22 protein-coding genes and 1 pseudogene are annotated in these 20,975 nt (G+C 62.7%); 6 read left to right on the forward strand and 17 right to left on the reverse strand.

Annotated elements, in window-relative coordinates:
- The first annotated feature begins 67 nt into the window (after positions 1-67).
- Both NKI67_RS03615 and NKI67_RS03620 read left to right on the forward strand, forming a co-directional pair.
- Complete coding sequence (locus NKI67_RS03615; protein ID WP_023674129.1) at positions 68-343, forward strand: AbrB/MazE/SpoVT family DNA-binding domain-containing protein; 276 nt, start codon at positions 68-70, stop codon at positions 341-343.
- Positions 330-719, forward strand: coding sequence for a type II toxin-antitoxin system VapC family toxin (locus NKI67_RS03620; RefSeq protein ID WP_023674128.1), 390 nt, complete (start codon positions 330-332; stop codon positions 717-719). The genes NKI67_RS03615 and NKI67_RS03620 overlap by 14 nt, the downstream gene beginning before the upstream one ends.
- Positions 720-773: 54 nt before the next feature.
- Here the strand turns inward: NKI67_RS03620 and NKI67_RS03625 are convergent.
- The 3 genes and pseudogenes from NKI67_RS03625 to NKI67_RS03635 all read right to left on the reverse strand — a co-directional run bounded on the left by NKI67_RS03625 (position 774) and on the right by NKI67_RS03635 (position 3,237).
- A pseudogene (locus tag NKI67_RS03625) lies at positions 774-1,144 on the reverse strand (antitoxin Xre/MbcA/ParS toxin-binding domain-containing protein).
- Positions 1,145-1,219: 75 nt separating this feature from the next.
- Positions 1,220-2,461: a class I SAM-dependent RNA methyltransferase gene (locus NKI67_RS03630; RefSeq protein WP_023674125.1), complete on the reverse strand. Its 1,242-nt coding sequence runs from the start codon at positions 2,459-2,461 to the stop codon at positions 1,220-1,222.
- Positions 2,458-3,237, reverse strand: a complete 780-nt coding sequence (locus NKI67_RS03635; RefSeq protein ID WP_023674124.1) for a TlyA family RNA methyltransferase — start codon at positions 3,235-3,237, stop codon at positions 2,458-2,460. Before NKI67_RS03635 ends, NKI67_RS03630 begins: the two co-directional genes overlap by 4 nt.
- A gap of 175 nt (positions 3,238-3,412) precedes the next feature.
- Between NKI67_RS03635 and NKI67_RS03640 the strand changes: the two genes are divergently transcribed.
- Positions 3,413-3,814, forward strand: coding sequence for a GFA family protein (locus tag NKI67_RS03640; RefSeq protein ID WP_023674122.1), 402 nt, complete (start codon positions 3,413-3,415; stop codon positions 3,812-3,814).
- A gap of 68 nt (positions 3,815-3,882) precedes the next feature.
- On the opposite strand, the gene NKI67_RS03645 is transcribed toward NKI67_RS03640, so the two are convergent.
- The 7 genes from NKI67_RS03645 to NKI67_RS03675 form a co-directional block, all read right to left on the reverse strand.
- Positions 3,883-4,134, reverse strand: a complete 252-nt coding sequence (locus NKI67_RS03645) for a hypothetical protein (protein WP_245274600.1) — start codon at positions 4,132-4,134, stop codon at positions 3,883-3,885.
- 209 nt (positions 4,135-4,343) lie between these two features.
- Complete coding sequence (dxs, locus tag NKI67_RS03650) at positions 4,344-6,257, reverse strand: 1-deoxy-D-xylulose-5-phosphate synthase (RefSeq protein WP_023674120.1); 1,914 nt, start codon at positions 6,255-6,257, stop codon at positions 4,344-4,346.
- An 81-nt stretch (positions 6,258-6,338) separates the two neighbouring features.
- Positions 6,339-7,259 (reverse strand): pirin family protein, encoded by a 921-nt coding sequence (locus NKI67_RS03655; protein WP_023674119.1) that lies wholly within the window; start codon positions 7,257-7,259, stop codon positions 6,339-6,341.
- 9 nt (positions 7,260-7,268) lie between these two features.
- On the reverse strand, positions 7,269-7,535 hold the full coding sequence (locus NKI67_RS03660; RefSeq protein WP_023674118.1) for a DUF2277 domain-containing protein: 267 nt from the start codon (positions 7,533-7,535) through the stop codon (positions 7,269-7,271).
- A gap of 109 nt (positions 7,536-7,644) precedes the next feature.
- Positions 7,645-7,896: an exodeoxyribonuclease VII small subunit gene (locus tag NKI67_RS03665; protein WP_031211056.1), complete on the reverse strand. Its 252-nt coding sequence runs from the start codon at positions 7,894-7,896 to the stop codon at positions 7,645-7,647.
- A 3-nt stretch (positions 7,897-7,899) separates the two neighbouring features.
- Entirely contained in the window at positions 7,900-8,826 is a 927-nt protein-coding gene (locus NKI67_RS03670; RefSeq protein ID WP_023674116.1) for a histone deacetylase family protein, read from the reverse strand.
- Between the two features lie 133 nt (positions 8,827-8,959).
- Positions 8,960-9,613, reverse strand: a complete 654-nt coding sequence (locus NKI67_RS03675) for a TetR/AcrR family transcriptional regulator (RefSeq protein ID WP_023674115.1) — start codon at positions 9,611-9,613, stop codon at positions 8,960-8,962.
- A gap of 118 nt (positions 9,614-9,731) precedes the next feature.
- Here NKI67_RS03675 and NKI67_RS03680 point away from each other — a divergent pair, with 118 nt between their 5' ends.
- Positions 9,732-10,949 (forward strand): MFS transporter, encoded by a 1,218-nt coding sequence (locus NKI67_RS03680; RefSeq protein WP_352644477.1) that lies wholly within the window; start codon positions 9,732-9,734, stop codon positions 10,947-10,949.
- Between the two features lie 59 nt (positions 10,950-11,008).
- Here the strand turns inward: NKI67_RS03680 and ribB are convergent, their stop codons facing one another.
- On the reverse strand, positions 11,009-12,109 hold the full coding sequence (gene ribB, locus NKI67_RS03685) for a 3,4-dihydroxy-2-butanone-4-phosphate synthase (protein WP_023674113.1): 1,101 nt from the start codon (positions 12,107-12,109) through the stop codon (positions 11,009-11,011).
- 117 nt (positions 12,110-12,226) lie between these two features.
- A complete protein-coding gene (gene aroC, locus NKI67_RS03690) occupies positions 12,227-13,336 on the reverse strand; it encodes a chorismate synthase (RefSeq protein ID WP_023674112.1) in 1,110 nt (369 codons plus the stop codon).
- Positions 13,337-13,611: 275 nt separating this feature from the next.
- Between aroC and NKI67_RS03695 the strand changes: the two genes are divergently transcribed.
- Positions 13,612-13,875, forward strand: a complete 264-nt coding sequence (locus NKI67_RS03695) for a DUF1344 domain-containing protein (RefSeq protein WP_023716902.1) — start codon at positions 13,612-13,614, stop codon at positions 13,873-13,875.
- 63 nt (positions 13,876-13,938) lie between these two features.
- Here the strand turns inward: NKI67_RS03695 and NKI67_RS03700 are convergent, their stop codons facing one another.
- The 4 genes from NKI67_RS03700 to NKI67_RS03715 form a co-directional block, all read right to left on the reverse strand.
- The gene (locus tag NKI67_RS03700) at positions 13,939-14,526 is read right to left on the reverse strand and encodes a histidine phosphatase family protein (protein ID WP_023674110.1); all 588 of its coding nucleotides are present in this window, start codon (positions 14,524-14,526) and stop codon (positions 13,939-13,941) included.
- Positions 14,527-14,557: 31 nt separating this feature from the next.
- Positions 14,558-15,376 (reverse strand): enoyl-ACP reductase FabI, encoded by an 819-nt coding sequence (gene fabI / locus NKI67_RS03705; RefSeq protein ID WP_031211054.1) that lies wholly within the window; start codon positions 15,374-15,376, stop codon positions 14,558-14,560.
- Between the two features lie 528 nt (positions 15,377-15,904).
- On the reverse strand, positions 15,905-17,062 hold the full coding sequence (locus NKI67_RS03710) for a DUF1501 domain-containing protein (protein WP_023674108.1): 1,158 nt from the start codon (positions 17,060-17,062) through the stop codon (positions 15,905-15,907).
- Complete coding sequence (locus NKI67_RS03715) at positions 17,053-18,420, reverse strand: S8 family serine peptidase (protein WP_023674107.1); 1,368 nt, start codon at positions 18,418-18,420, stop codon at positions 17,053-17,055. The genes NKI67_RS03710 and NKI67_RS03715 overlap by 10 nt, the downstream gene beginning before the upstream one ends.
- 173 nt (positions 18,421-18,593) lie before the next feature.
- Here NKI67_RS03715 and NKI67_RS03720 point away from each other — a divergent pair, with 173 nt between their 5' ends.
- Positions 18,594-19,172, forward strand: a complete 579-nt coding sequence (locus NKI67_RS03720) for a hypothetical protein (protein WP_023674106.1) — start codon at positions 18,594-18,596, stop codon at positions 19,170-19,172.
- Between the two features lie 10 nt (positions 19,173-19,182).
- On the opposite strand, the gene NKI67_RS03725 is transcribed toward NKI67_RS03720, so the two are convergent.
- A complete protein-coding gene (locus NKI67_RS03725; protein WP_352644481.1) occupies positions 19,183-20,913 on the reverse strand; it encodes an adenylate/guanylate cyclase domain-containing protein in 1,731 nt (576 codons plus the stop codon).
- Between the last annotated feature and the right edge of the window lie 62 nt (positions 20,914-20,975).

Consider the following 20,975-nt stretch of genomic DNA (forward strand, 5'->3'; position numbering starts at 1 on the left):
TTGCGCCTTGAATTTGCCGAGAGCTTCGACTATCTTACATTCGTCTTACACCTAAGGACGTGCCGAGATGGCTGCCGCAGAGAAGCTCGTAACTACGGTCTCGACCAAGGGACAGGTCATCCTGCCCAGCGCGATCCGGAAACGGAGGGAATGGCATGCCGGCACACGCCTTCTGGTCGAGGATACCCCGGAGGGCGTGCTACTGAAGCCTGCGCCAGTCTTCGCCGAGACGCGGCCAGAGGACGTGTTTGGATCGCTGCGCTATAGCGGCAGGCCGAAGACGTTGGAAGAAATGGACGCGGGCGTGCTCGCCGAAGCGCGGCGGCGCCATGCTCGCAATTGATACCAACCTGATCGTCCGCTACCTGACGGGCGATCACCCGTCGCAGTCTTCCCGCGCCCGGGCGCTGATCGATAGCCAGCCGGTCTTTGTCGCCGTCACGGTGATGCTGGAAGTCGAATGGGTGTTGCGCAGCGCCTACGGTTTTGCGCCGCTTGAAATCGCCCGTACGCTACGGGTGTTTAGCGGGCTTCCCACGGTAGAGGTGGAAGACGGGGCGGTCGTGTCGTCCGCGCTCGACCTCTCGGAACAGGGGTTGGATTTCGCTGACGCGCTGCATCTGGGCAAGTCCGCTCACTGCGCTGGCTTCGCGACTTTTGACCGCAAGTTCGTCAGGGCCGCGAAGGCGGCCGGATACGAACGCGTGCAAGAAGCATAGCAGCTCACAGCGGCCCAGCGCGGCACAAAAGCGCGCCACAGGGTCAGCCTGGTTTCAGGCATAGATGCCGGAGCGGACTGCCTCCAGATAGGCAAGCACCTTGTCCGTCTTGCCTTCGCGAACCAGATCGTAGGCGGTCTTTCCGGCCCAACCGGGGATCGGCTGATGCTTGAACCAGATCGCCGCACGATGTTCATCACCGGCCATCTCGCCGGCCATCGCCAGGATACGGACGATGGGACTCAATGCGGCGTCGACCTTGCGCGCACCGGACTTGGCGGCAAGCGTGTTGCGCGCGAGACCGGTCAGCCCCGCCAGTTCTGTCATATTAACCCCTAGCAGTTCAGCGACCCGCCTTGGCGAGAGAAACGCGCCCGCTCCTCGCCGAAGCGCCATGCCGAAATTTCGAAGGCTGCGGTGCTCATGGCAATTCCCTAGCACAGTCTGAACGACGTGCGTTCAAAATGTGCTTTTTTGGTGCGCGTTTCAGGCCCTGGCTGCTAGCGCCTTCGTCTCGGCTTCTCCAACAGCGCCACGACCTCGACATGCGGCGACCACAGGAACTGGTCGATCGGCGTCACGCTCTTCAGGGCGTAGCCGCCGTCCATGAGGATGCGTAGGTCCCGCGCCAGCGTTACCGGATTGCAAGACACCGCGGCGACGAGCGGCACGTCGGAGCGCGCGATCTGCTTCGACTGGTCCTCGGCGCCGGCGCGAGGCGGGTCGAAGACAACGCCGTCAAAGGCATTCAACTCCTTGAATGTCAGCGGCCTCCGGAACAGGTCGCGACGTTCGCCGGTCACCCGCTTCAGGCCGCTGGCGAAACGGAATGCCCGGTCGAGCGCCGCGAGTGCTGCCGCATCGCCTTCCACCGCATGAACCTCCGATCTTGCGGCTAGGCGCAGCGCGAAGCTGCCGCAGCCGGCGAAGAGATCGGCGACCTTTTTGGCGCGCGCGAAATGCTGGACGACAATGTTGGCCATCGCCTGTTCGGCAGCCTCGGTCGCCTGCAGGAAAGCGCCCGGAGGCACTGCGACGGCGACGCCACCAAACAGGACGACCGGTTTGTTTGGTTCGATAATGACTTCGCCGTCGACCGACAGCCTGGCTAGCCGCTCGGCGATGACGAAGTTGGAAGCGACGCGGCGCTGGTTCTCGCCGAGCTTGCCGGAATCGTGAACCGCGACATCGAGGCCGGAACCGGTCACCGTCACCGCCATGTGGAACGATTTGGTCGTGGTGCAGATCAGTCCGGCAAGCATCCTCAAACGGTCGAGCGCAGCGACGATCTGCGGCGCCGAGATCGGGCATTCCTCGATCGAGATGATCTCGGATGACAGCGCGCGAACGAAGCCGAACTGCATTCCCGCCTCGCTCCGCCGGGCGGTGAAGACGACACGGCGGCGTGTGTGCGGCGCGCACGGCACCAGCGCCCCGACATCGCAAGCGATGCCCTTGCTCTTCAGCGCATGCACGACCTTTTCGCGCTTCCACCGGTGATAGGCTTCAGTCTCGAGATGCTGGACGGCGCAGCCGCCGCACGCGCCGAAATGCCGGCACGGCGGATCGACCCGCAACGGCGAAGCCTCAAGGACCGACATCAAGGTGGCGCGATCTTTCTCCCGCGCGGCGGTGACGACCTCTCCCGACAGCGCGAACGGAATGAAAACCTCGCCGGTTTCCGTCTCGGCGATGCCGTCGCCCTGCGAGCCCAACCTTGCGATCGTGAAACGGGTGCTCATCGCCTCTGGGTCTCGACGTCCTTGATGCCGCCGAGCAGGAACTCGCGGTTGCCGTCGCCGCCCTCTATCGGTGACAGATGAAGCCCCAGCGAGCGCCAGCCGGGAATGGCATCGAGCCAGTCCTGCATCAGGCCGGCAATGCGCGCCGCATCATAGGGGTCCTTCAGCAGGCCGCCCTTGCCGATCGCCTCGCGGCCGGCCTCGAATTGCGGCTTGACCAGAAACACAGCTTTTGCGCCATTCCTGGCCAAGGCAAGCGCCGGCGGCAGCGCCAGTTTCAGCGATATGAAGCTGACATCCGAGACGATGAAATCCGGCACACGGCCGCCGAGATCGGCGGCCGATAGTTCGCGCGCATTCAGGCCTTCAATTACCGTCACGCGCGGATCGCCGGCAATGTCGGAGTGCATCTGGCCGTGCCCGACATCGATCGCCGTGACATGCGCCGCGCCGCGTTCGAGCAGCACCTGCGTAAAGCCGCCGGTCGAGGCGCCGACATCGAGCGCTTCGTTGCCGGTGGGGTCGAGGGCGAAATGGTCGAGACCAGCCTTCAGCTTCAGTGCAGCGCGCGACACGTAACCTTGCGCCGGATCGTCAACGACGATGTTGCACTCAGGCAGAACGGCCTGGCCCGGCTTGAGGGCGACGATGCCATCGACCGTCACGGTGCCGCGCTCGACCGCGTCGCGGGCACGCGAGCGGCTGGCAAACAGGCCGCGCTGGACGAGCAATTCGTCGAGCCGCTGGCGTATGCTGGCTGGCGGAAGGGAAGTCATCGGCCTTCATGGCGAAAGCCAACGATGATGGCAAGGAATTTGGCGATCAGACAAGGCATAGTTGGAAAGGCGGTGAGCGCATCAAGCCGCTGCGCTGTTTGTCGAGCCTCGCACGAGACCCGACGCAATGCTAAGAAAGAGATGCCGTTTAGCCGTCGAAACGTGGAGGAGGAACATGCTGACGGGAACCTGCCACTGCGGCGCAGCCCACTGGACCCTGGAGGGCGATCCCGGTTCGATCACTGCCTGCAATTGCACACTTTGCCGTCGCTACGGCACGCTCTGGGCTTACGACTATGTCGACGAACGCATCCGCCTTGCCGGGCCCGTAAGCGCCTATCGGCGCGTCGGAAAGGCTCATCCTTCGCTTGAGATTCTCTTCTGCCCAACCTGCGCTTGCGTCCTGGCCTGGCGCGGTTTGCATCCCGAGGCGGCTGGGCGCTACCGCATCGCCGTCAATGTGAGGCTTGCGCCGCCCGAGGCCGTCGCCGATCTCCCGATCGACCATTTCGAGGGTCTCGATACATTCGAGGATTTGCCGAGAGATGGTCGCTGTGTGCGGGACATGTGGTTCTAGTTTCTAGAGTCTCTTCGGGATCATGCTTTAGAATATGGTCCGCGAAACCCGCCGTTCGACGGCCGGCGTCAGACCGTCGCTGCTGTCGCCGGACACCTGTGTGCGCGCCGGTCAGCGGAACTGGACGCCTTCGGCAAGGTATCGGGCACGACGGCGAATTGCGGCGCCTGCTTGTAGGAGAAGCCGCCACGGATTTCGCCGATCTTGCCGGCGACGACGCCCATCACCGCCTCTTCGAGTTTGCGGTCGTAGCGCGTTTCGGCTGTAGCCGACAAGACGAAGATGGCCGCAAGCGCGATGCCGCCCAAAAGCGATCTCATTGGTCTGCTTTCCCCTGCCTGTTGCCTTCTAGCAGGGCAGCGTTGAAGAACGGCCAAAGGACACGGTAAGCAAATCGCCAAACGGCAGCGTAAACAGCATGTTACGATTGTTCGCCGGTAATTTGATTCAAGCGTTTGAGATATTGATTCAGACTAGCATCTTGCAGCCAAGTTGAATCGCGTCGGCGTCGCGGGAATGCGTCTAAAAGCTAGGCGCGCTGGGCCTGCGCGGTATGCCCCAGCGCCACGAACACGGTGCGCACGATGCCGGCGCTGTCCAGCCCGGCATCGGCATACATCTTTTCCGGCTTGGCATGGTCGACAAATGTATCGGGCAGCACCAGCGGGCGCACCTTCAGGCCGCTCTCCAGCAGCCCTTCATGGGCCAGGAACTGCAGCACATGGCTGGCGAAGCCGCCGACCGCGCCCTCTTCCACCGTCACCAGTATCTCGTGTGAACGGGCCAGCCGCCGGATCAGGTCCTCGTCGAGCGGCTTGGCAAAACGGGCATCGGCGACCGTGGTCGAAAGCCCGGCCGCGCCAAGCTCCTCGGCCGCGGCCAGGCAATCCTGCAGCCTGGTGCCGAAGGAAAGCAGCGCAACCTTGGTGCCTTCCCTGACGATCCGGCCCTTGCCGATCTCCAATACCGAGCCGCGTTGCGGCATCTCGACACCAACGCCGTTACCGCGCGGGTAGCGGAAGGCGATCGGGCCGTCATCGTAGCTTGCGGCGGTGCGTACCATGTGGCGCAGCTCGGCCTCATCGGCCGCGGCCATGACGACGAAACCGGGCAGCGTCGCCAGGAAGGTCGTGTCGAAGGCGCCGCAATGGGTGGCACCATCGGCGCCGACGAAGCCGGCGCGATCGATCGGAAAGCGCACCGGCAATTTCTGGATCGCCACGTCGTGGACGACCTGGTCGTAGGCGCGCTGCAGGAAGGTCGAGTAGATCGCCGCGAAAGGCTTGAAGCCTTCCGTGGCAAGGCCGGCGGCGAAGGTCACCGCATGTTGCTCGGCGATGCCGACATCGAAGGTCCTCGCCGGAAACGCTTCGCCGAACAGATCAAGCCCGGTGCCGTTCGGCATGGCGGCGGTGATGGCGACGATGCGGTCGTCCTCTCGGGCCTCCTGGATCAGGCTTTCGGCAAACACCTTGGTGTAGCTCGGCGCATTGGCGGGCGCCTTGGCCTGGGCGCCGGTGATGACGTCGAATTTGTTGACGCCATGATATTTGTCGGCCGCCGCCTCGGCCGGGGCGTAGCCCTTGCCCTTCTGGGTCACGACATGGATCAGCACCGGGCCGTCGGCATTGTCGCGGACGTTCTTCAGCACCGGGATCAGGTGCTCGAGGTTGTGACCGTCGATCGGGCCGATGTGGTAGAACCCCATTTCCTCGAACAACGTGCCGCCGGTGACGTAACCGCGCGCATGCTCGACCGCTCGCTTGATGGCGCGATCGGCGCGCTCGCCGAGATACGACGTCAGCTTCTTGCCGAAATCGCGCAAGCCTAGATAGGTCTTGCCCGACGCCAGACGGGCCAGATAGGCGCTCATTGCGCCGGTCGGCGGAGCGATCGACATATCGTTGTCGTTCAAGATGACGATCAGCCGGGCATCGAGTGCGCCGGCATTGTTCATCGCCTCATAGGCCATGCCGGCCGACATGGCGCCGTCGCCGATGACGGCAATGACATTGTTGCGGCCATCGGACAGATCGCGCGCCATCGCCATGCCGAGGCCGGCTGAAATCGAGGTCGAGGAGTGGGCTGCGCCGAACGGATCGTATTCGCTCTCGACGCGACGCGTGAAGCCGGACAGGCCGCCCTCCTGCCGCAGCGTGCGGATGCGGTCGCGGCGGCCGGTCAGGATCTTGTGCGGATAAGCCTGGTGGCCGACGTCCCAGATCAGCCGGTCGTCCGGCGTGTTGAAGACGTAATGCAGCGCGACAGTCAGTTCAACGACGCCGAGGCCGGCGCCGAGATGGCCCCCGGTGTGGGAAACGACGTCGATCAGTTCGGCGCGAAGCTCTGACGCCAGCTGCGGCAGGTCGCCTTCGGCAAGCGTGCGCAAATCGGCTGGGACGCGGACCTTGTCGAGAAGCGGCGTATCGGGCTTTGCGTTCACTGTTTGCGAGCCTGGTCAGATTTTCTGTTCATCGTGAAATATGCCGCTGGCCGGCGAATGTAAATGTGGCGGTAACGCGCATCAGCTTTCGGGCAGCGGGATGAACTCTTGCTCGTCTCCAGGAACGATATCGAAGCGGCCCGTCTTCCATTCTTCTTTCGCCTGCTCGATGCGTTCCTTTGAGGACGATACGAAATTCCACCAGATATAACGTTTCGAACCGAGCGAAGCGCCGCCAAACAGCATGAAATGGGCGCCGCGTTCCGATGAGACAACGATTTCATCACCGGGCCGGAAAACCAGCAGCCGCTCGGCCGGGAAGCGGTCACCGGATATCGAAACCTCGCCTTCCAGCGTATAGATGGCGCGCTCCTCGGCATCGGCCGGGATTTTCACGCTGGCACCCGGCGCCAGCCTGAGATCGGCATAAAGCGTGTCCGAAGCGGTGGCGACCGGGGAGCGCAGTCCGGAAAACGCACCGATGATCACACGGCCGCTAACCCCCTCCGCATCGATTTCGGGCAGGCGCAGGGCCGCGGTGTTTTCGAAGACCGGCGCGACTTCTTCCTTGCCGTCCGGCAGCGCCAGCCATGTCTGCAGGCCGGAAACCGACATCGGCGCGCCGCGCAGTTCTTCCGGCGTGCGCTCCGAATGGACGATGCCACGGCCGGCGGTCATCAAATTCACGTCCCCGGGCTGGATTACCATCTCGGTGCCGAGCGAATCGCGGTGCCTGATCTTGCCATCGAACAGGTAAGTCACCGTAGACAGGCCGATATGTGGGTGCGGACGCACGTCGAGCGCCTGGCCCGCTCGCAGTACGGCTGGACCCATGCGGTCGAAGAAGATGAAGGGTCCGACCAGCCGGCGCCTGGCCGTCGGCAAGGCGCGGCGAACCTGAAATCCGCCGATGTCCTTGGCGTTCGGAATGACCATCAGCTCGATCTGATCGCTGGCGAAGGCATCGCCCATCTGCGGATCGTTTCCGGGAAAGAAGCTCACGCGGTCTCCTCAGGCGAAGCGAAGTACGGATTTGGCCTTCGCCTTGGCCGCCACCTCTTCGCGATTGCGCGGATGCTGCGTCGTCTCGAGGCTGTCGAGCAATTCGCGCGCCGAGGCGGCAATGGCCTCGACGGCATGGTCGAACGCATGCTGGTTCTGTTTCGACGGCCGCGTCGTTCCGCTCAGCTTGCGGACGAACTGAAGCGCGGCATCGCGGACCTCGTCATTGGTTGCCGGCGGATCGAAATTGAACAGGGTTTTGATGTTTCTGCACATCGTTCGCAATCTCCTCTCGTCCTGGAGCCGTTTCAAACGGGATGAGTTTTACCCTCAATCGTGATGATGTCCAAAGCCGGTAAGCAAAATTGTCGTTCGAGGCCGCGCCTCAATCCGCGTCCAACGGCTCTGTCCCCACCGGCTTGCCGTCACGCGACAGCCTGATTTTCTCGACCTTGTCCTCGGCCGCCTTCAGCAGCCGGTCGCAATGCGCCTTCAGCGCCTCGCCGCGCTCGTAGATGCGGATCGACTGGTCGAGCGGAACGTCGCCGCGCTCCAGATCGTCGACGATCCTCTCCAGCGCCTCGAGCGCCTGCTCGAAGCTCATCGCCTTGACATCCTCGTTAGTCTCACCAGCCATCATCTATCCCTTCATCAGCCGCCCGACATGGGCGGCGACTGAAAATGCCAATCCCTGCAGATCGTAGCCGCCCTCGAGCACGCTGACGAGCCGGTTGCGGCTACGGCGCCCGGCTCGTTCGAGCAACTGGCCGGTCGCCCAGTCGAAATCATCCTCGGTCAGGTTGATCTCGGCCAGCGGATCGCGGTGGTGGGCATCGAAACCGGCGGAGATGATGATGAGGTCGGGCGCAAAATTGTCGAGCGCCGGCAGGATGCGTGACAGAAAGGCGTCGCGGAAACTATCGCTGCCGCTCTGCGGCGCCAGCGGCGCGTTGACGATGTTGCCGGCGCCGGTTTCGCTCACGGCCCCGGTTCCCGGGTAAAGCGGCATCTGGTGTGTCGAGCAATAGAGCACCGATGGATCGTCCCAGAAAATGTCCTGCGTGCCGTTGCCGTGATGCACATCCCAGTCGACGACGGCGACGCGGTCGGCGCCATGGTTCTTCTGCGCGTAGCGTGCCGCGATCGCGGCGGTGTTGAACAGGCAAAAGCCCATGGAGGTGGTCTTTTCGGCATGATGGCCGGGCGGCCGTGCGGCGACGAAGACGTTTTCGGCACGGCCGGTGAAGACGTCGTCGACCGCGGCGTTGGCTGCGCCGATCGCGGTCACGGCCGCCTGCCAACTCTTCGGGCTGGCGGTGGTGTCGGCGTCGATACGGGCGATGCCGGTGTCCGGAATCGCTGCGCGGACACGTTCGACGAATTCGGGCGGATGCGCGTAGAGGATGGTTGCCTCGTCGCCTTCGGGCGCCTGGACGCGATCGAGCGCCGCGAAGGCCTCGTCGTCAAGCACACGCTCTATGGCGCGCAAACGGTCCGGCCGCTCCGGATGACCGGGCGGTGTTATGTGCTCGAGGAAAATCGGGTGGGTGTAAAGTCTCGTGACCATGCCCCGATATAGGCGCGCCTCGCCGCTTTGGCCATGTTTTCGCGCGCTGGTGAGGCGATGTTCAACAGGGTTTAGGCAACCGGCGTCGGCTGAGCCCACCGCGAGCCGCCTGGGATCGGCGAAAAGAATGGCCTCAGGCCGGTGATCGGTCAATCTGGGGCTGCTTCGCTGACGATCGATCAGGCTGAGGCAGCTTGCCGGTGCGATTGAGCAGCCCTTCCAGAAGAACCTTGAACGCCCTCACTGCCTTCTTCGATGTCGCTTCAGGATCGTTCGAATTTGCGATCCACTGCGCCGCATGCAACGAGGCGCCGCTGACCAGCCTTGCCGCGGCTTCGGGATCGACGGCGAGAATTGTCCCCCCGTCGCTCAGTCTTTGCAGGCTCTCTGTCATCGAGCGGATGCATGTGCTCTGGCTTGGCCATTGCGATGGATCGCCGAGCACCGCCGGCCCGTCGCGAAGCACAATACGCTGGATCTCCGGCTCCAGCGCCATCTCGATATAAGCGGTGCATTCGTCGACAAAGCCCTGCCAGAGATTGTCCGGCTTGGCCGAAACGACCTTCAGCCGGGCCGACATTTCGGCATCGATCTCGGCGATGACCGCCTGGAGAAGGCCCTTCTTGTCGCCGAAGTGATGATAGAGCGCGCCGCGCGTCAGCCCGGCCGATGCCGTGAAATCGTCCATCGAGGCTTCGGCATAGCCGAGCGTACCGAAGGCGTGGCGTGCCGCGGCAATCAGCTTGGCGCGGGTTTCGGCAATCATCTCCTTGCGTGGTCTGTGCATGCTCTGGCCCTATTAACATACGCTTCGTATGCCAATTGACATACGCCGCGTATGATCTATTTAAATTCATACGCCACGTATGTAATCGCCGAACCGGCCGTTGTCGAGGAGCCAGACCATGCAAAATCCCTATTCCCAGATCTTTCGCGCGCCCGGCGCCAAGGGCTTTGCCGCCGCCGGCTTCGCTGCCCGGCTGCCGATCGCCATGGCTCCGATCGGGATCGTCGCGATGCAGACCGATGGCGAATACTGGCTGGCCGGCGCCGTCTCCGCGACATATGCGCTGGCCAACGCTTTCGTCGCCCCGCAGGTATCACGGCTGGTGGACCGCCTCGGCCAGACGCGGATTGTGGTGCCGACCACTGTGATTTCCACGCTCGCTTTCGCGATCCTGATTGCGGCGGCCAATCAGCATTGGCCGATATGGACGCTATTCGTCTCGGCGCTGCTCGCCGCCGTCATGCCCAGCATCCCGGCAATGGTGCGCGCACGCTGGACCGAGATTTTTCGCAACCGCCCCGAGCTGAACACGGCGTTCGCCTTCGAGTCGGCGGCGGACGAACTGGTGTACATAGCCGGCGCATCGCTGTCGGTAGGGCTGAGCGTCGCGCTTTTCCCGGAAGCGGGAGTGCTCGCGAGCACATTGTTCCTCGCCTTCGGTTCGACGGCCTTCATCCTGCAGCGCTCGACCGAACCGCGAGCCCGACCGGTGGAACATGATTCAGGCGGCTCGGCAATCCGCCTGCGGCCGGTCCAGATCATCACCTTGGCCCTGATCTTCATCGGCGCGCCCTTCGCCACCACGGAGGTGAGCACGGTGGCGATCACCAAGGAGCTTGGCCAGCCAGGGGCCGCCAGCTTCGTCATCGGTGTCTACGCGCTCGGATCGTTCGTCGTCGGCATCATCATCGGCGCCCTGAACCTGAAACTGCCGCTGCAAATTCAGCTTGCCATCGCAATCGCCATCATTGCGCTTACCACGCTGCCGCTGCTCGTCGCCGACACAGTACCGCTGCTGGCACTGGCCGTCTTCGTCAGCGGCGTGGCGATTTCGCCGACCTTCATCACGGCATTCGGCCTGATCGAACGGCGCGTGCCCGAGGCGGTGCTGACCGAAGGCGTGACCTGGGTGATGACCGGCATCGGCATCGGCATGGCGCTCGGCTCGTTCGCCGCCGGCTGGGTGGTGGACGCTTTCGGCGCGCAGAACGGGTTCTGGGTATCGGTGGCATCGGGCACAATCGCGCTGGTCATCGTGCTCGCCGGCCAGCGCAGCCTTGCCGCGCCGAACTGCGAGATGGCTGCATGCGACGCAGCCGCGGTCGCTGCGGAATAGTTTCCGGTGCGTCCGGCCCCCCGGCGGGGCCGGACGCATACCAGCATCGTGAGAATGGCCTAAAGAATCTCGGTCTTGGCGATGTGGATGCCAAAACCTTCGAGGCCGACATAATGGCGCTCGCGCGAGGCGATCAGATTGATCGAGGAAATGCCGAGATCCTTGAGGATTTGCGCGCCGAGGCCGATCTCGCGCCATTCGTTCTCGCGCCGGCGCGCCTCTTCATGATCCTCGCGGTCGCCGGCAGCCGGCCGCTTGCGCTCCTGATGGGCGACGCCGACCGAGCCTTCGCGCAGATAGACGATGACGCCGCGCTGGCGCTCGCCCATCGCCTTCATGATGGCGTCCAGCCGGTGGCTGGTGCCGAAGACGTCGCTGACCACGTCCTCGGAATGAAGGCGCACCGGCACCTCGACGCCGTCGCGGATATCGCCAAAGACGACCGCCACGTGATGCATGGAATCCCAGGGCAGCGTGTAGGTGAAGACCTGCGCCTTGCCGCCGGGCGTCTCGATGTCCGAACAGGCGACGCGCTCGACCAGCGTTTCCTTGCGTTGCCGGTAGGCGATTAGGTCGGCAACCGAAATCTGCTTCAACCCGTGCTTTTCCGCGAAGGCCTGCACCTGCGGGCCACGCATGACAGTGCCGTCATCATTGACCAGCTCGGAAATGACGCCGACCGGCGGCAGGCCGGCGAGCTTGCAGAGGTCGACAGCGGCTTCGGTATGGCCCGAACGCATCAGCACGCCGCCTTCGCGCGCGATCAGCGGAAAGATGTGGCCGGGGCGGACGAAATCGGAGGCGCCGACATTGCCGTTGGCGAGATTGCGCACCGTCAGCGTGCGGTCGTCGGCCGAAATGCCGGTCGTGGTGCCGTGCTTGAAGTCGACGCTGACGGTAAAGGCAGTGGTGTGGGCGGAATCATTGTCGGCCACCATCGGCGACAGGTTGAGCCGCTTTGCTTCCTCGCGCGGCATCGGCGTGCAGACGATGCCCGACGTGTTGCGAACGATGAACGCCATCTTTTCCGGCGTGCAATGGACGGCGGCGACGATCAGGTCGCCCTCGTTCTCGCGTCCGTCATCGTCCATGACGACGACGATCTCGCCGCGCTCGAAGGCGCGCAGGGCTTCAACGATCTTCTTCTGGTCGTAAGGCATGGGTGCTCGCTTCGCTCGCAGGGAGTAGGGGAATAGGGCAGTACGGCAGTAGGGGAAAGCGAAAATGGCTGCCTGCCGGGCATTAACATAAACATACTGCCCTACTGCCCTACTGCCCTACTCCCCTACTCCCCTACCTGTCTGTCCCCGATGACGCAGATAATGATCCGCAATGGCGCAGGCAACCATCGCCTCGCCGATCGGCACGGCGCGGATGCCGACGCATGGATCGTGGCGGCCCTTGGTCATGATCTCGACGTCGTTGCCGTCCTTGTCGATCGACTTTCGCGGCGTCAGGATCGACGAGGTCGGCTTGACGGCGAAACGCGCGACGATCGCCTGGCCGGTCGAGATGCCGCCGAGGATGCCGCCGGCGTTGTTGGATAGGAAGACCGGCTTGCCGTCATTGCCCATGCGCATCTCATCGGCATTCTCCTCGCCGGTGATGCGGGCGGCCTCGAAACCGTTGCCGATCTCGACGCCCTTGACGGCGTTGATCGACATCAGGCCGGCGGCGATGTCCTGGTCGAGCTTGGCATAGATCGGCGCGCCAAGCCCCGCCGGAACGCCGTCGGCGACGATCTCGATGACCGCACCGACCGAGGAGCCCGCCTTGCGGATGCCGTCCAGATATTTGGTGAAGACGGCGACGGACGCCGGATCAGGCGTGAAGAACGGGTTTTCGGCGTCGCCGACGAAATTCCAGTTCCAATTGGCGCGATCGATCGATTTATCGCCCATCGACACCAGCGCGCCGCGCACCACCATGCCGGGCACGACCTTGCGGGCAAGCGCTCCGGCCGCCACCCGCGCCGCCGTCTCACGCGCCGAGGAGCGGCCGCCGCCGCGGTAATCGCGCAGGCCGTATTTGACCTCGTAAGTGTAGTCGGCATGGCCCGGCCGGAACTGGCGGGCGATGTCGCCATAGTCCTTGGAGCGCTGGTCGACGTTCTCGATCAGCATCGACACCGGCGTGCCGGTGGTGATCATCGTCTCGCCGTCCTCATCGAGGATGAAGCCGGACAGGACCTTGACCTCGTCAGGTTCGCGACGCTGCGTCACAAAACGTGACTGGCCGGGGCGGCGCTTGTCGAGTTCGGCCTGGATCTCGTCGCGGCTGAAGCGGATGCCTGGTGGACAGCCGTCGACGACGCAGCCCAGCGCCGGCCCATGGCTTTCGCCCCAGGTGGTGACGCGGAAAAGATGGCCGAACGTGTTGTGCGACATGGAACCAGCCCTGCCGGCGTCGAAGCCGGCTCAGCGCATGACCCCGAAAATCGGAGCGATTTTCGGAAAGGATCATGCACAAAATCAAAAGTGCTACAGCGTCCTTTGCGCGCCCAGGAGGACGCGCGGCGCTGTCGCCTGCCTTCTATTGGCGTTTTCCACAGTGGTCAAACTGTGATCCCGCGGATTTAGTTTTGACACATTCGATTGGTTTCTGCTCAGTTCTGTTCCGTTGGACCGAGCCGCTGTACCGGCAATGATTAAAGAGGACGATGATGCGTATCCTGATTGGCGCTGTTGCCGCCACGCTGTTGATTTCCACCGCCGCCTTCGCCGGCCAGACCGAAGGCCTGATCAAGAAGGTCGATAAGGATGCGCTGACGCTGACGCTGGACGACGGCAAGTCCTACAAGCTGAACGCCGAAACCGACCTCGATGCGCTGAAGCCAGGCATGGACATCGTCCTCGCCTACGACGTGACGAATGGCGAGAACGTCGTCACCGACATGGAACTGCCGGACACCGGATCGACGGAATAGGGCGCGTCGATATTCAGCTGAGGCCGGCCCGACCTGATCTCAACATAGGCTACGTCATCGGTCTCAAAGCCACTCCAGGCGCCGGCCGTCCAGCCTGAGCACGCGGTCCTGCGGCACTTCCATGCTGACCGCATCTTGTTCGGACATCCCCAGCACGAAGCGGAACAGCGCGCGCATGACGCCACCATGGGTCACGCAGACCGTCTGGCGATCGAGCGCGTCGAACCACGGCTTCACCCGTTCGAGCAGCATCTGGTAGCTTTCGGCGCCCTCGCCGGGCGGCTGGAAATTCCATTTATCGAGGCGGCGGCGCCTGGTCGAACCGGGATTGTTCGCCTCGAGTTCGGCAAAGGTGAAACCCTGCCAGTCGCCAAAGCTCAATTCCACGAGCAGCGGCTCGGTACGATAGGCGTGCGGATGGAGCTTCATCGCCGCGCGCAGGCGCTCCATCGTCTCGCGCGTGCGCCGCATCGGGCTGGCGACAAAGTCGAAATCTTCGGGCTTGTCGATGAGTTCGGCCAGCCTGCGCCCGTTGCGGCTAGCCTGCTCGCGGCCGAGCTCGTTGAGGTCGGTATCGGCCTGCCCCTGCAACCGGGCCTCGGCGTTCCACGCCGTCTGGCCGTGGCGCACGATATAGACGAGCGGGTACATCAGGTCTTCCGGAAGAGGTCAGGCGGTGGCGTCAGTCCTTGACCGTCGAAATATCCGGCGCGTCGACCGCCTTCATGCCGACGACATGATAGCCGGAATCGACGTGATGGATCTCGCCGGTGACGCCGCGCGAAAGGTCGGACAGGAAATAGACGCCGGAATCGCCAACCTCCTCCTGCGTGACCGTCTGCTTCAACGGCGAATTGTATTCGTTCCATTTCAGGATATAGCGGAAATCGCCGATGCCGGATGCGGCAAGCGTCTTGATCGGGCCGGCGGAGATCGCGTTGACGCGGATCTTCTTGGCGCCGAGGTCGACGGCCAGATAGCGCACGCTGGCTTCGAGTGCCGCCTTGGCGACACCCATGACGTTGTAGTGCGGCATCACCTTTTCCGCACCGTAATAGGTCAGCGTCAGCAGCGAGCCGCCGTCGGTCATCAGCGCCTCGGCGCGTTTGGCGATGGTGGTGAAGGAATAGACCGAAATATCCATGGTACGCAGGAAATTGTCGCGCGTCGTCTCGACATAGCGGCCGGTCAGCTCGTCCTTGTCGGAAAAGGCGATGGCGTGGACGAGGAAATCGAGCTTGCCCCAATGGCTGGCGATATCGGCGAACACCGCATCGAGGCTGGCCGGGTCGGTCACGTCACAATGGCCGGCGACATGCGCGCCCAGTTCCGCGGCAAGCGGCTCGACACGTTTCTTGAACGCCTCGCCCTGATAGGTCAGCGCGATCTCGGCGCCGTGGTCGACACAGGCCTTGGCGATGCCGTAAGCGATCGAGCGATTGTTGGCGATGCCAAGGATAAGGCCGCGCTTGCCGGCCATAAGGCCCCGTCCACCCGCCATGTCAGCGCTCTCCGCAAGGTTCTCTACTTTGTGGAGTGCCTATCGCACAGCCACAGTGCCCCTTCAAGCGTTCAAAGCGGACAGTTCGGGGGACAAAGCGGTTGCTCAACAGCGCCGCGCGTCGTTTGGGCGCGCAAAGGACGCTGTAGCGCCTTGACCTTGCGGTCGTGGGCCAGTGGAAAAATCCGACACTGGTATCGGTGTGGCACGGCGGAAGATGACCCTTTGGCGGAAGTTTCGTTGGCCAGCGGCCGAAGTCACGCTCATGACCCCGAGCCGACTTCCATACTTTGGGCCGTGGACGATCGCTTTGCGCCTCATCTCGGCCATTCAAGTTAGCTCGGCCATTGCCTTAAACCGGACATTATAGGCGACCGCGCCGGGGGCCGGCATCCGAAACCCTTCACAATAGCCGTGATTCCGGAAGCTTCTTAGAAGCGGCCACTTAAGATTAGGCGTCGCCTATTGCAGTCCGATGCGTCCCGTAGCCGACGAAAACGCGGATAAGAAGCTAAACCGCGCTGGAGATCACATCGAAGCCAGTCGACCTCCGCCTGGACAACGGCTCCCGATAAACAGTCCACGCACCGCCGGTATCCCGGCAGCGCCTGGGAAAATTTCAGCCATTGCTCGGTCAGGAAGACGCAGGTGTTCCGTCAGCACGCCCTTTATGATCGATCGTACGTCCGTCGTAGCAGCCAAGTCTGTTCCGCCATGAAGCAGGTCTCGAGCAAGACCGGGCCAGCGATTGCCTACTCGCCCGCCGGCAACGGCGCCACCCATTAACAAGGTGACACTCGCGACGCCGTGATCAGTGCCGCCGTCGGTGTTGGGCACCACGGAACGGCCGAACTCCGTGACCACCAGCACCGCCGTCCTGTTCCAGGCAGGCCCGGACGCTTGGGCAAATGCAATGAGGCCCCGCGCCAGCCCATTCAAACTCCGCGCCAGCCTTCCGAAGTCCGCTCCCTGCGCCACATGCGTGTCGAAGCCGGCCACCTCGAGCATCGCGATCCGCGGTCCGCCCGTAGCTGACAGGGCAAGCGCCGCGCTCCTGGCCGCGTCGCCGAAGCGAGCCGCGTCGCATGCGGCATGTTGTTCCAGCAGGCTTTCGCTGCCCTTTGCGCCGGACGGCCAAGTGCCCTCGGCGCAGAGGCGGACGAGGTCGAGCCGAGGATTGGCCAGCGCAAGATGGGCCAGCATGTCCATCGATCGATCGGCCGGTCTGGCCCGCCACACCGCCTTCTGCCGGCGCGACAGTACAGACGAAGCCCGGTCGAGCCATCCGGCGCTGCCGCCGTCAATATCGCCGTCGAACAGCGCCGCCTGGGCGGTCGCGTGGGACCGGCCCGCATCCGGAATGGCGGTCGCGGGCACGATGAGCAACTCGCCGCACGAGTAGTGGGGCAGCAGAGACCCGAGCGCCGGATGAAGCGCGAAGAGCCCGTCGAGCTTGAGCATCTCGGCGACGCCAGAGTTCGGGAAAGGCACGAGGGGCCCGCGCGCCGAGGCAAAATGCGGATCGCCGTAGGGCGGCACGGCAGCTAGTGCATCGAGTCCGCCACGCACGTGGACGAGCAGAAGGCGAGGATCTTCGTCCACAAGCGAGGCACCGGCCAGACGCACGCTACCGAACGCGGACGCCAAGGCCAAACCTTGCAGCGCTGCCCTTCGGGTCAGTTGCATTTAGGCTCGTCCGAACTTGGGTTCACCGGCGTACCCGCGGTCATATACCCTAGCAGATCCGTATTCGGGCTAAGACTTCCCGTTGTCAGAGCCTTGTTAGTCGGCTGCGCGTTGCGAACCAAAAGGCCGGCAAGTGCCGGGGCTGCGAAAGATGTGCCCGAACAGATGTTCCTCCGGAGCTTGCCGTTCTTTCGGCTCTTCCACAGTGACAGGACATTGACGCCCGGTTCGGCATAGGACGCGCCGAACGCCCCCCCGCGCCATAGCGTGTCGCACCAGGCGTTGCTGATGCCTTGGCATTTCCCAGGAGTTGCCACCTGAATATATTCGCTGTTGGAAGCCGAAGCGCTGTATATCGCTCCCACCTTGTTTCCTGTCGTCACAGGCGAAAAATAAGTCGCCGCATTGGCCGGGAAATAAGACTGTACCCAAGGGCCCTCTTCGTCTTCCCGGGGGTTGCCCGCAGCTACCACAACGCGCACCTGACGGTCGGCGATCTGATAAAGAAGGGCGTCGAGAAATTTAAGATCTTGCAACGTGCTTCCGCGTCTGGTGCTCTCCAGATATAATGCACCCCAACTCAAGTTCAGAATATCCCCAGCGACCGCGTTGTCCCGAACATGGCGAAGCGCGAGAAGAGGCGGGCCGAAAATTTCGGTCTTCAGCTTACTGAAGGCCTTTACGATCTTGAGCGGGGCGTCGGGGCTGACACCAACCAGACCTATATACTGGTCGCCCTGCTTGACACGCTTTCCGCCGATAACTGCTGCCACCATCGTCCCGTGCCCTACTGTGTCGTCGAGGCTCGACACGGTCTGGCATGGGCTGCTCGTGCAATCGATGGCTTCCTGAACCTTGAGGAGCCCGGCGGTGACAACGCTCCAATCCACTCCGCTGTCGATGATCCATACGGTGGGCGATCCTGAAGCCACCGGCTGTGGTGACCCGACGACCCTGCAGACGCTGGGAGGGACAACATCCGCAGTCGGCGAGATGCCCAGGAGTTCCGGCCCCTCGCAGGTGGCACCATCGAACAGGTTCACCACGAAAGGATCCGGCTCCTCATATCCCCTGGAGCGCAGCTCTTCGATCTCGCTCTCGGAAAAGGTCCCCGTCACGATGCTGATACCGATATCCGGCATGTCCACCGCTTCCAGCTTGCCCTTGCCTGCGATGAACTTGTTTAGCGCGCCGATATCCTTGCGTAACTCCGCCGCCCTGGCGATGTCGACGATGAAAGTCTTTTCGATGTCACCGCTGTCGGTGAAGCCCTCCTCGCCTGACGCTTCCGGTCTCGCTGTTCCGACAACGGCGAGGAGACAGCCGAGCAACAGCACACGAAGTTGAGCAAGTATCATTCGTACACCCTCCGGCTGTCGTTACTGATACCGCGAGGATCAGAATGCTCCCAATACGGCTTTCTGTCCATGAAAACATCGAGTCGATGCGAGCATGCCGCCTGCGCATTGCTTGCGACAGATGCAAAATGCGTTTAGGCTATTTGCATTGACCTCGGAGGGGAGCCTCGGCGATGCCCAGGGCAGAATTGAAGCCAGGTCGGCAAGTCCAAGAGATCGGCGCAGCGATCGTAGGGGCCTGGCTCAAGCTTTTGCCGGCCTCGTCACGTATCTTGTCCATGGATTCAACAGATCCCCTAACAATTACCATTGATCGGCAGATTTTCGCCGTCGGTGATACTATCAGACTTCGGCCGGAAGCAGGCCGTGCTATCGGCAACATCAGGGTCCGGACCGCCGCCGCCGGAACAGCGCCACATTCGCAGACACTAACGATAGAAGATCTGAATGGGCAGCCCATAAAATACGAGGATGACCCTCTCGACGGGGGCGACGCGATCCCGGATGCTGCCGCCTATGCGGACCTGAAGCGTGATCTCAAAATGGTGCTGGAAGACATCGTGGAAACGGGAGTGTCTGTCGAAGTTCACGTGGACGAACCGAACTTGATCAATGTGGTGGTGCCCCAGGTGCCGAGGGGGGTCCTGACCCGCAGCGATCTGATCGATTATCTCCACGACTACCACAAATACGCCCAGGGCAGGCACTACCATGACGAGCTCGCCACGGCCGTGCTCTTCGGCTGCAGATAGTCGCCAGTCCCTACTCGGGCAATCCCGCTTCCCGCATGCCGTTGAGCAGCGTGTTACGGTCACCCTCCAGCTTGTAAGGTTCCTTGGTGGCGAACCGCCGCCCGGAGAACTCCGGTGCGCCACGCAGAACCAGATACGTGTAGCTCTTCGCCTCTTCGTTTCGGCCAAGCAGGGCGTTCGCTGCAGCCAGATAGACCTTAACCCAGGTCGGCATGGTGGACGAGCGGCCCAGATCGACGACTGCCTTATCCGGACGGTGGGCAATGAAATGGGCAAGACCGCGGAACGGCCAATACCATGAAGGCTCGTATAGGGGATCGAGCACTCGCGCCCGTTCGAACCAGTCCAAGGCACTTTGGGGCTCGCCGGCAAATGTTTGATAAGTCCCTTGATAGGAGACCTGCTCGGGATCGTGCGGATTGAGTTCGAGCGCGCGTGTGTATAGCTGAGATGCGACGTCGAAATCACGACGGTGGAGGAGCACCCAGCCCAGTATGTTCAGGCAGACTGGATCATTGGGGGAAAGCGCCACCGCTTTTTTGGCGATGTCATAAGCCTCGGCAAGCACCGCATCCGACGGCCCCATGTCGCGAAACCATTCAAGCTGCTTATAGTGGGCGAGCTTGGCGTACGCGCGCCCGTAGGATGGATCGAGCTCGATCGCTCGCTGATACCACTGTCGAGCCTCCATTTCGGCCGCGATGTCGCCCAGGGGCAGGGCATTGCCCCGGAGCACGCACTCATAGGCCGCGAGATTGGCAGGTGGTTTACGCCGCGCCTTCTCGGCGCCTGCGGCCGTAAGACGGCCGATAACGGTCCCGACGATCTTCCCGATCAGTTCGTCCTGGACATCGAAGATGTCCTGCTCGTCCCCGTCGTAGCGCTCGGCCCACAAGCACTCACCCGAGGTTGCGTCGACCAGCTCGCATGTAATGCGCATTCGCCGGCCCATGCGGCGGATCCCGCCTTCGATGACGAAATCCACGCCGTTATCCGCGACCAGGTCCACATCCTTGAGCCGCGTCGACGTATAATGGGACGCAACCGTAAGCTGAGTAAAGCGCGTCAGTTCCGTGACGATGTCTTCGGTGAAGCCGCCACTGAAATAGGGTTGGACGTCGCCCGCGCTCTTGAACGGGCGAACGAGGATGGAGGGCTTGCTCGGACCAGCCACCTGCGCAGTCGATGCAGGTGGCAGCCCTTTGGGCTTTTGGAACAACGAGTATACGGGAATCGGGCGTGGAATGTTCTTGAGATGCTGTTCGCCGCAATATTCAAACGGAAGATTAAATTTGTCGCGAACTTCGTCGTGTACCTTTCCGGAAAGGCAGATACCGCCCGGGCTGGCGAACTGTTCCAGGCGCGCGGCTATGTTGACGGTATCTCCAAACACATCGCCATCGGTATCGACAATAATATCACCGAAGTTGATCCCAATCCGGAGAAAAATTTCCTGGCTGGCCTTCCCCGAAGACTGGCCGACAAGCAGTTCCTGGACTTCCACTGCTGACTGCACGGCTCCGAAAGCGCTTGGAAACTCGGCGAGCATCCCGTCTCCGGTCGTTCTCACAACCCGTCCCCGGTGCTGCGTGATCCTAGGCTCTATTTCGTCCTGCATGAGATATTTGACGAGCGCGAAGGTGCGCTCTTCGTCGCGGGCCATCAGCGACGAGTAACCGACCATGTCAGCAGCCAGGATAGCCGTCAGACGTCGCTGAAGATTGCTGTCGCCCGCGTTCATTCTCTCCCTCGGCGGGTTATATTATGTTCGACGTCGGCTTGACGATATCAAAGCGTCTCGCA

This window comes from Mesorhizobium sp. M0408 (assembly GCF_040321495.1).
In the GTDB taxonomy this organism is placed as follows: domain Bacteria; phylum Pseudomonadota; class Alphaproteobacteria; order Rhizobiales; family Rhizobiaceae; genus Mesorhizobium.

Coding starts and splice junctions, on each gene's coding strand:
- NKI67_RS03670 (WP_023674116.1), bottom strand. CDS start 8,826: ATGGTCACGAGACTTTACACCCACCCGATTTTCCTCGAGCACATAACA.
- NKI67_RS03725 (WP_352644481.1), bottom strand. CDS start 20,913: ATGAACGCGGGCGACAGCAATCTTCAGCGACGTCTGACGGCTATCCTG.
- NKI67_RS03660 (WP_023674118.1), bottom strand. CDS start 7,535: ATGTGCAGAAACATCAAAACCCTGTTCAATTTCGATCCGCCGGCAACC.
- NKI67_RS03710 (WP_023674108.1), bottom strand. CDS start 17,062: ATGCAACTGACCCGAAGGGCAGCGCTGCAAGGTTTGGCCTTGGCGTCC.
- NKI67_RS03715 (WP_023674107.1), bottom strand. CDS start 18,420: ATGATACTTGCTCAACTTCGTGTGCTGTTGCTCGGCTGTCTCCTCGCC.
- NKI67_RS03635 (WP_023674124.1), bottom strand. CDS start 3,237: ATGACTTCCCTTCCGCCAGCCAGCATACGCCAGCGGCTCGACGAATTG.
- NKI67_RS03620 (WP_023674128.1), top strand. CDS start 330: ATGCTCGCAATTGATACCAACCTGATCGTCCGCTACCTGACGGGCGAT.
- ribB (WP_023674113.1), bottom strand. CDS start 12,109: ATGCCTTACGACCAGAAGAAGATCGTTGAAGCCCTGCGCGCCTTCGAG.
- NKI67_RS03615 (WP_023674129.1), top strand. CDS start 68: ATGGCTGCCGCAGAGAAGCTCGTAACTACGGTCTCGACCAAGGGACAG.
- aroC (WP_023674112.1), bottom strand. CDS start 13,336: ATGTCGCACAACACGTTCGGCCATCTTTTCCGCGTCACCACCTGGGGC.
- NKI67_RS03700 (WP_023674110.1), bottom strand. CDS start 14,526: ATGTACCCGCTCGTCTATATCGTGCGCCACGGCCAGACGGCGTGGAAC.
- NKI67_RS03720 (WP_023674106.1), top strand. CDS start 18,594: ATGCCCAGGGCAGAATTGAAGCCAGGTCGGCAAGTCCAAGAGATCGGC.
- NKI67_RS03630 (WP_023674125.1), bottom strand. CDS start 2,461: ATGAGCACCCGTTTCACGATCGCAAGGTTGGGCTCGCAGGGCGACGGC.
- NKI67_RS03680 (WP_352644477.1), top strand. CDS start 9,732: ATGCAAAATCCCTATTCCCAGATCTTTCGCGCGCCCGGCGCCAAGGGC.
- fabI (WP_031211054.1), bottom strand. CDS start 15,376: ATGGCGGGTGGACGGGGCCTTATGGCCGGCAAGCGCGGCCTTATCCTT.
- NKI67_RS03665 (WP_031211056.1), bottom strand. CDS start 7,896: ATGGCTGGTGAGACTAACGAGGATGTCAAGGCGATGAGCTTCGAGCAG.
- NKI67_RS03675 (WP_023674115.1), bottom strand. CDS start 9,613: ATGCACAGACCACGCAAGGAGATGATTGCCGAAACCCGCGCCAAGCTG.
- NKI67_RS03640 (WP_023674122.1), top strand. CDS start 3,413: ATGCTGACGGGAACCTGCCACTGCGGCGCAGCCCACTGGACCCTGGAG.
- NKI67_RS03645 (WP_245274600.1), bottom strand. CDS start 4,134: ATGAGATCGCTTTTGGGCGGCATCGCGCTTGCGGCCATCTTCGTCTTG.
- NKI67_RS03695 (WP_023716902.1), top strand. CDS start 13,612: ATGCGTATCCTGATTGGCGCTGTTGCCGCCACGCTGTTGATTTCCACC.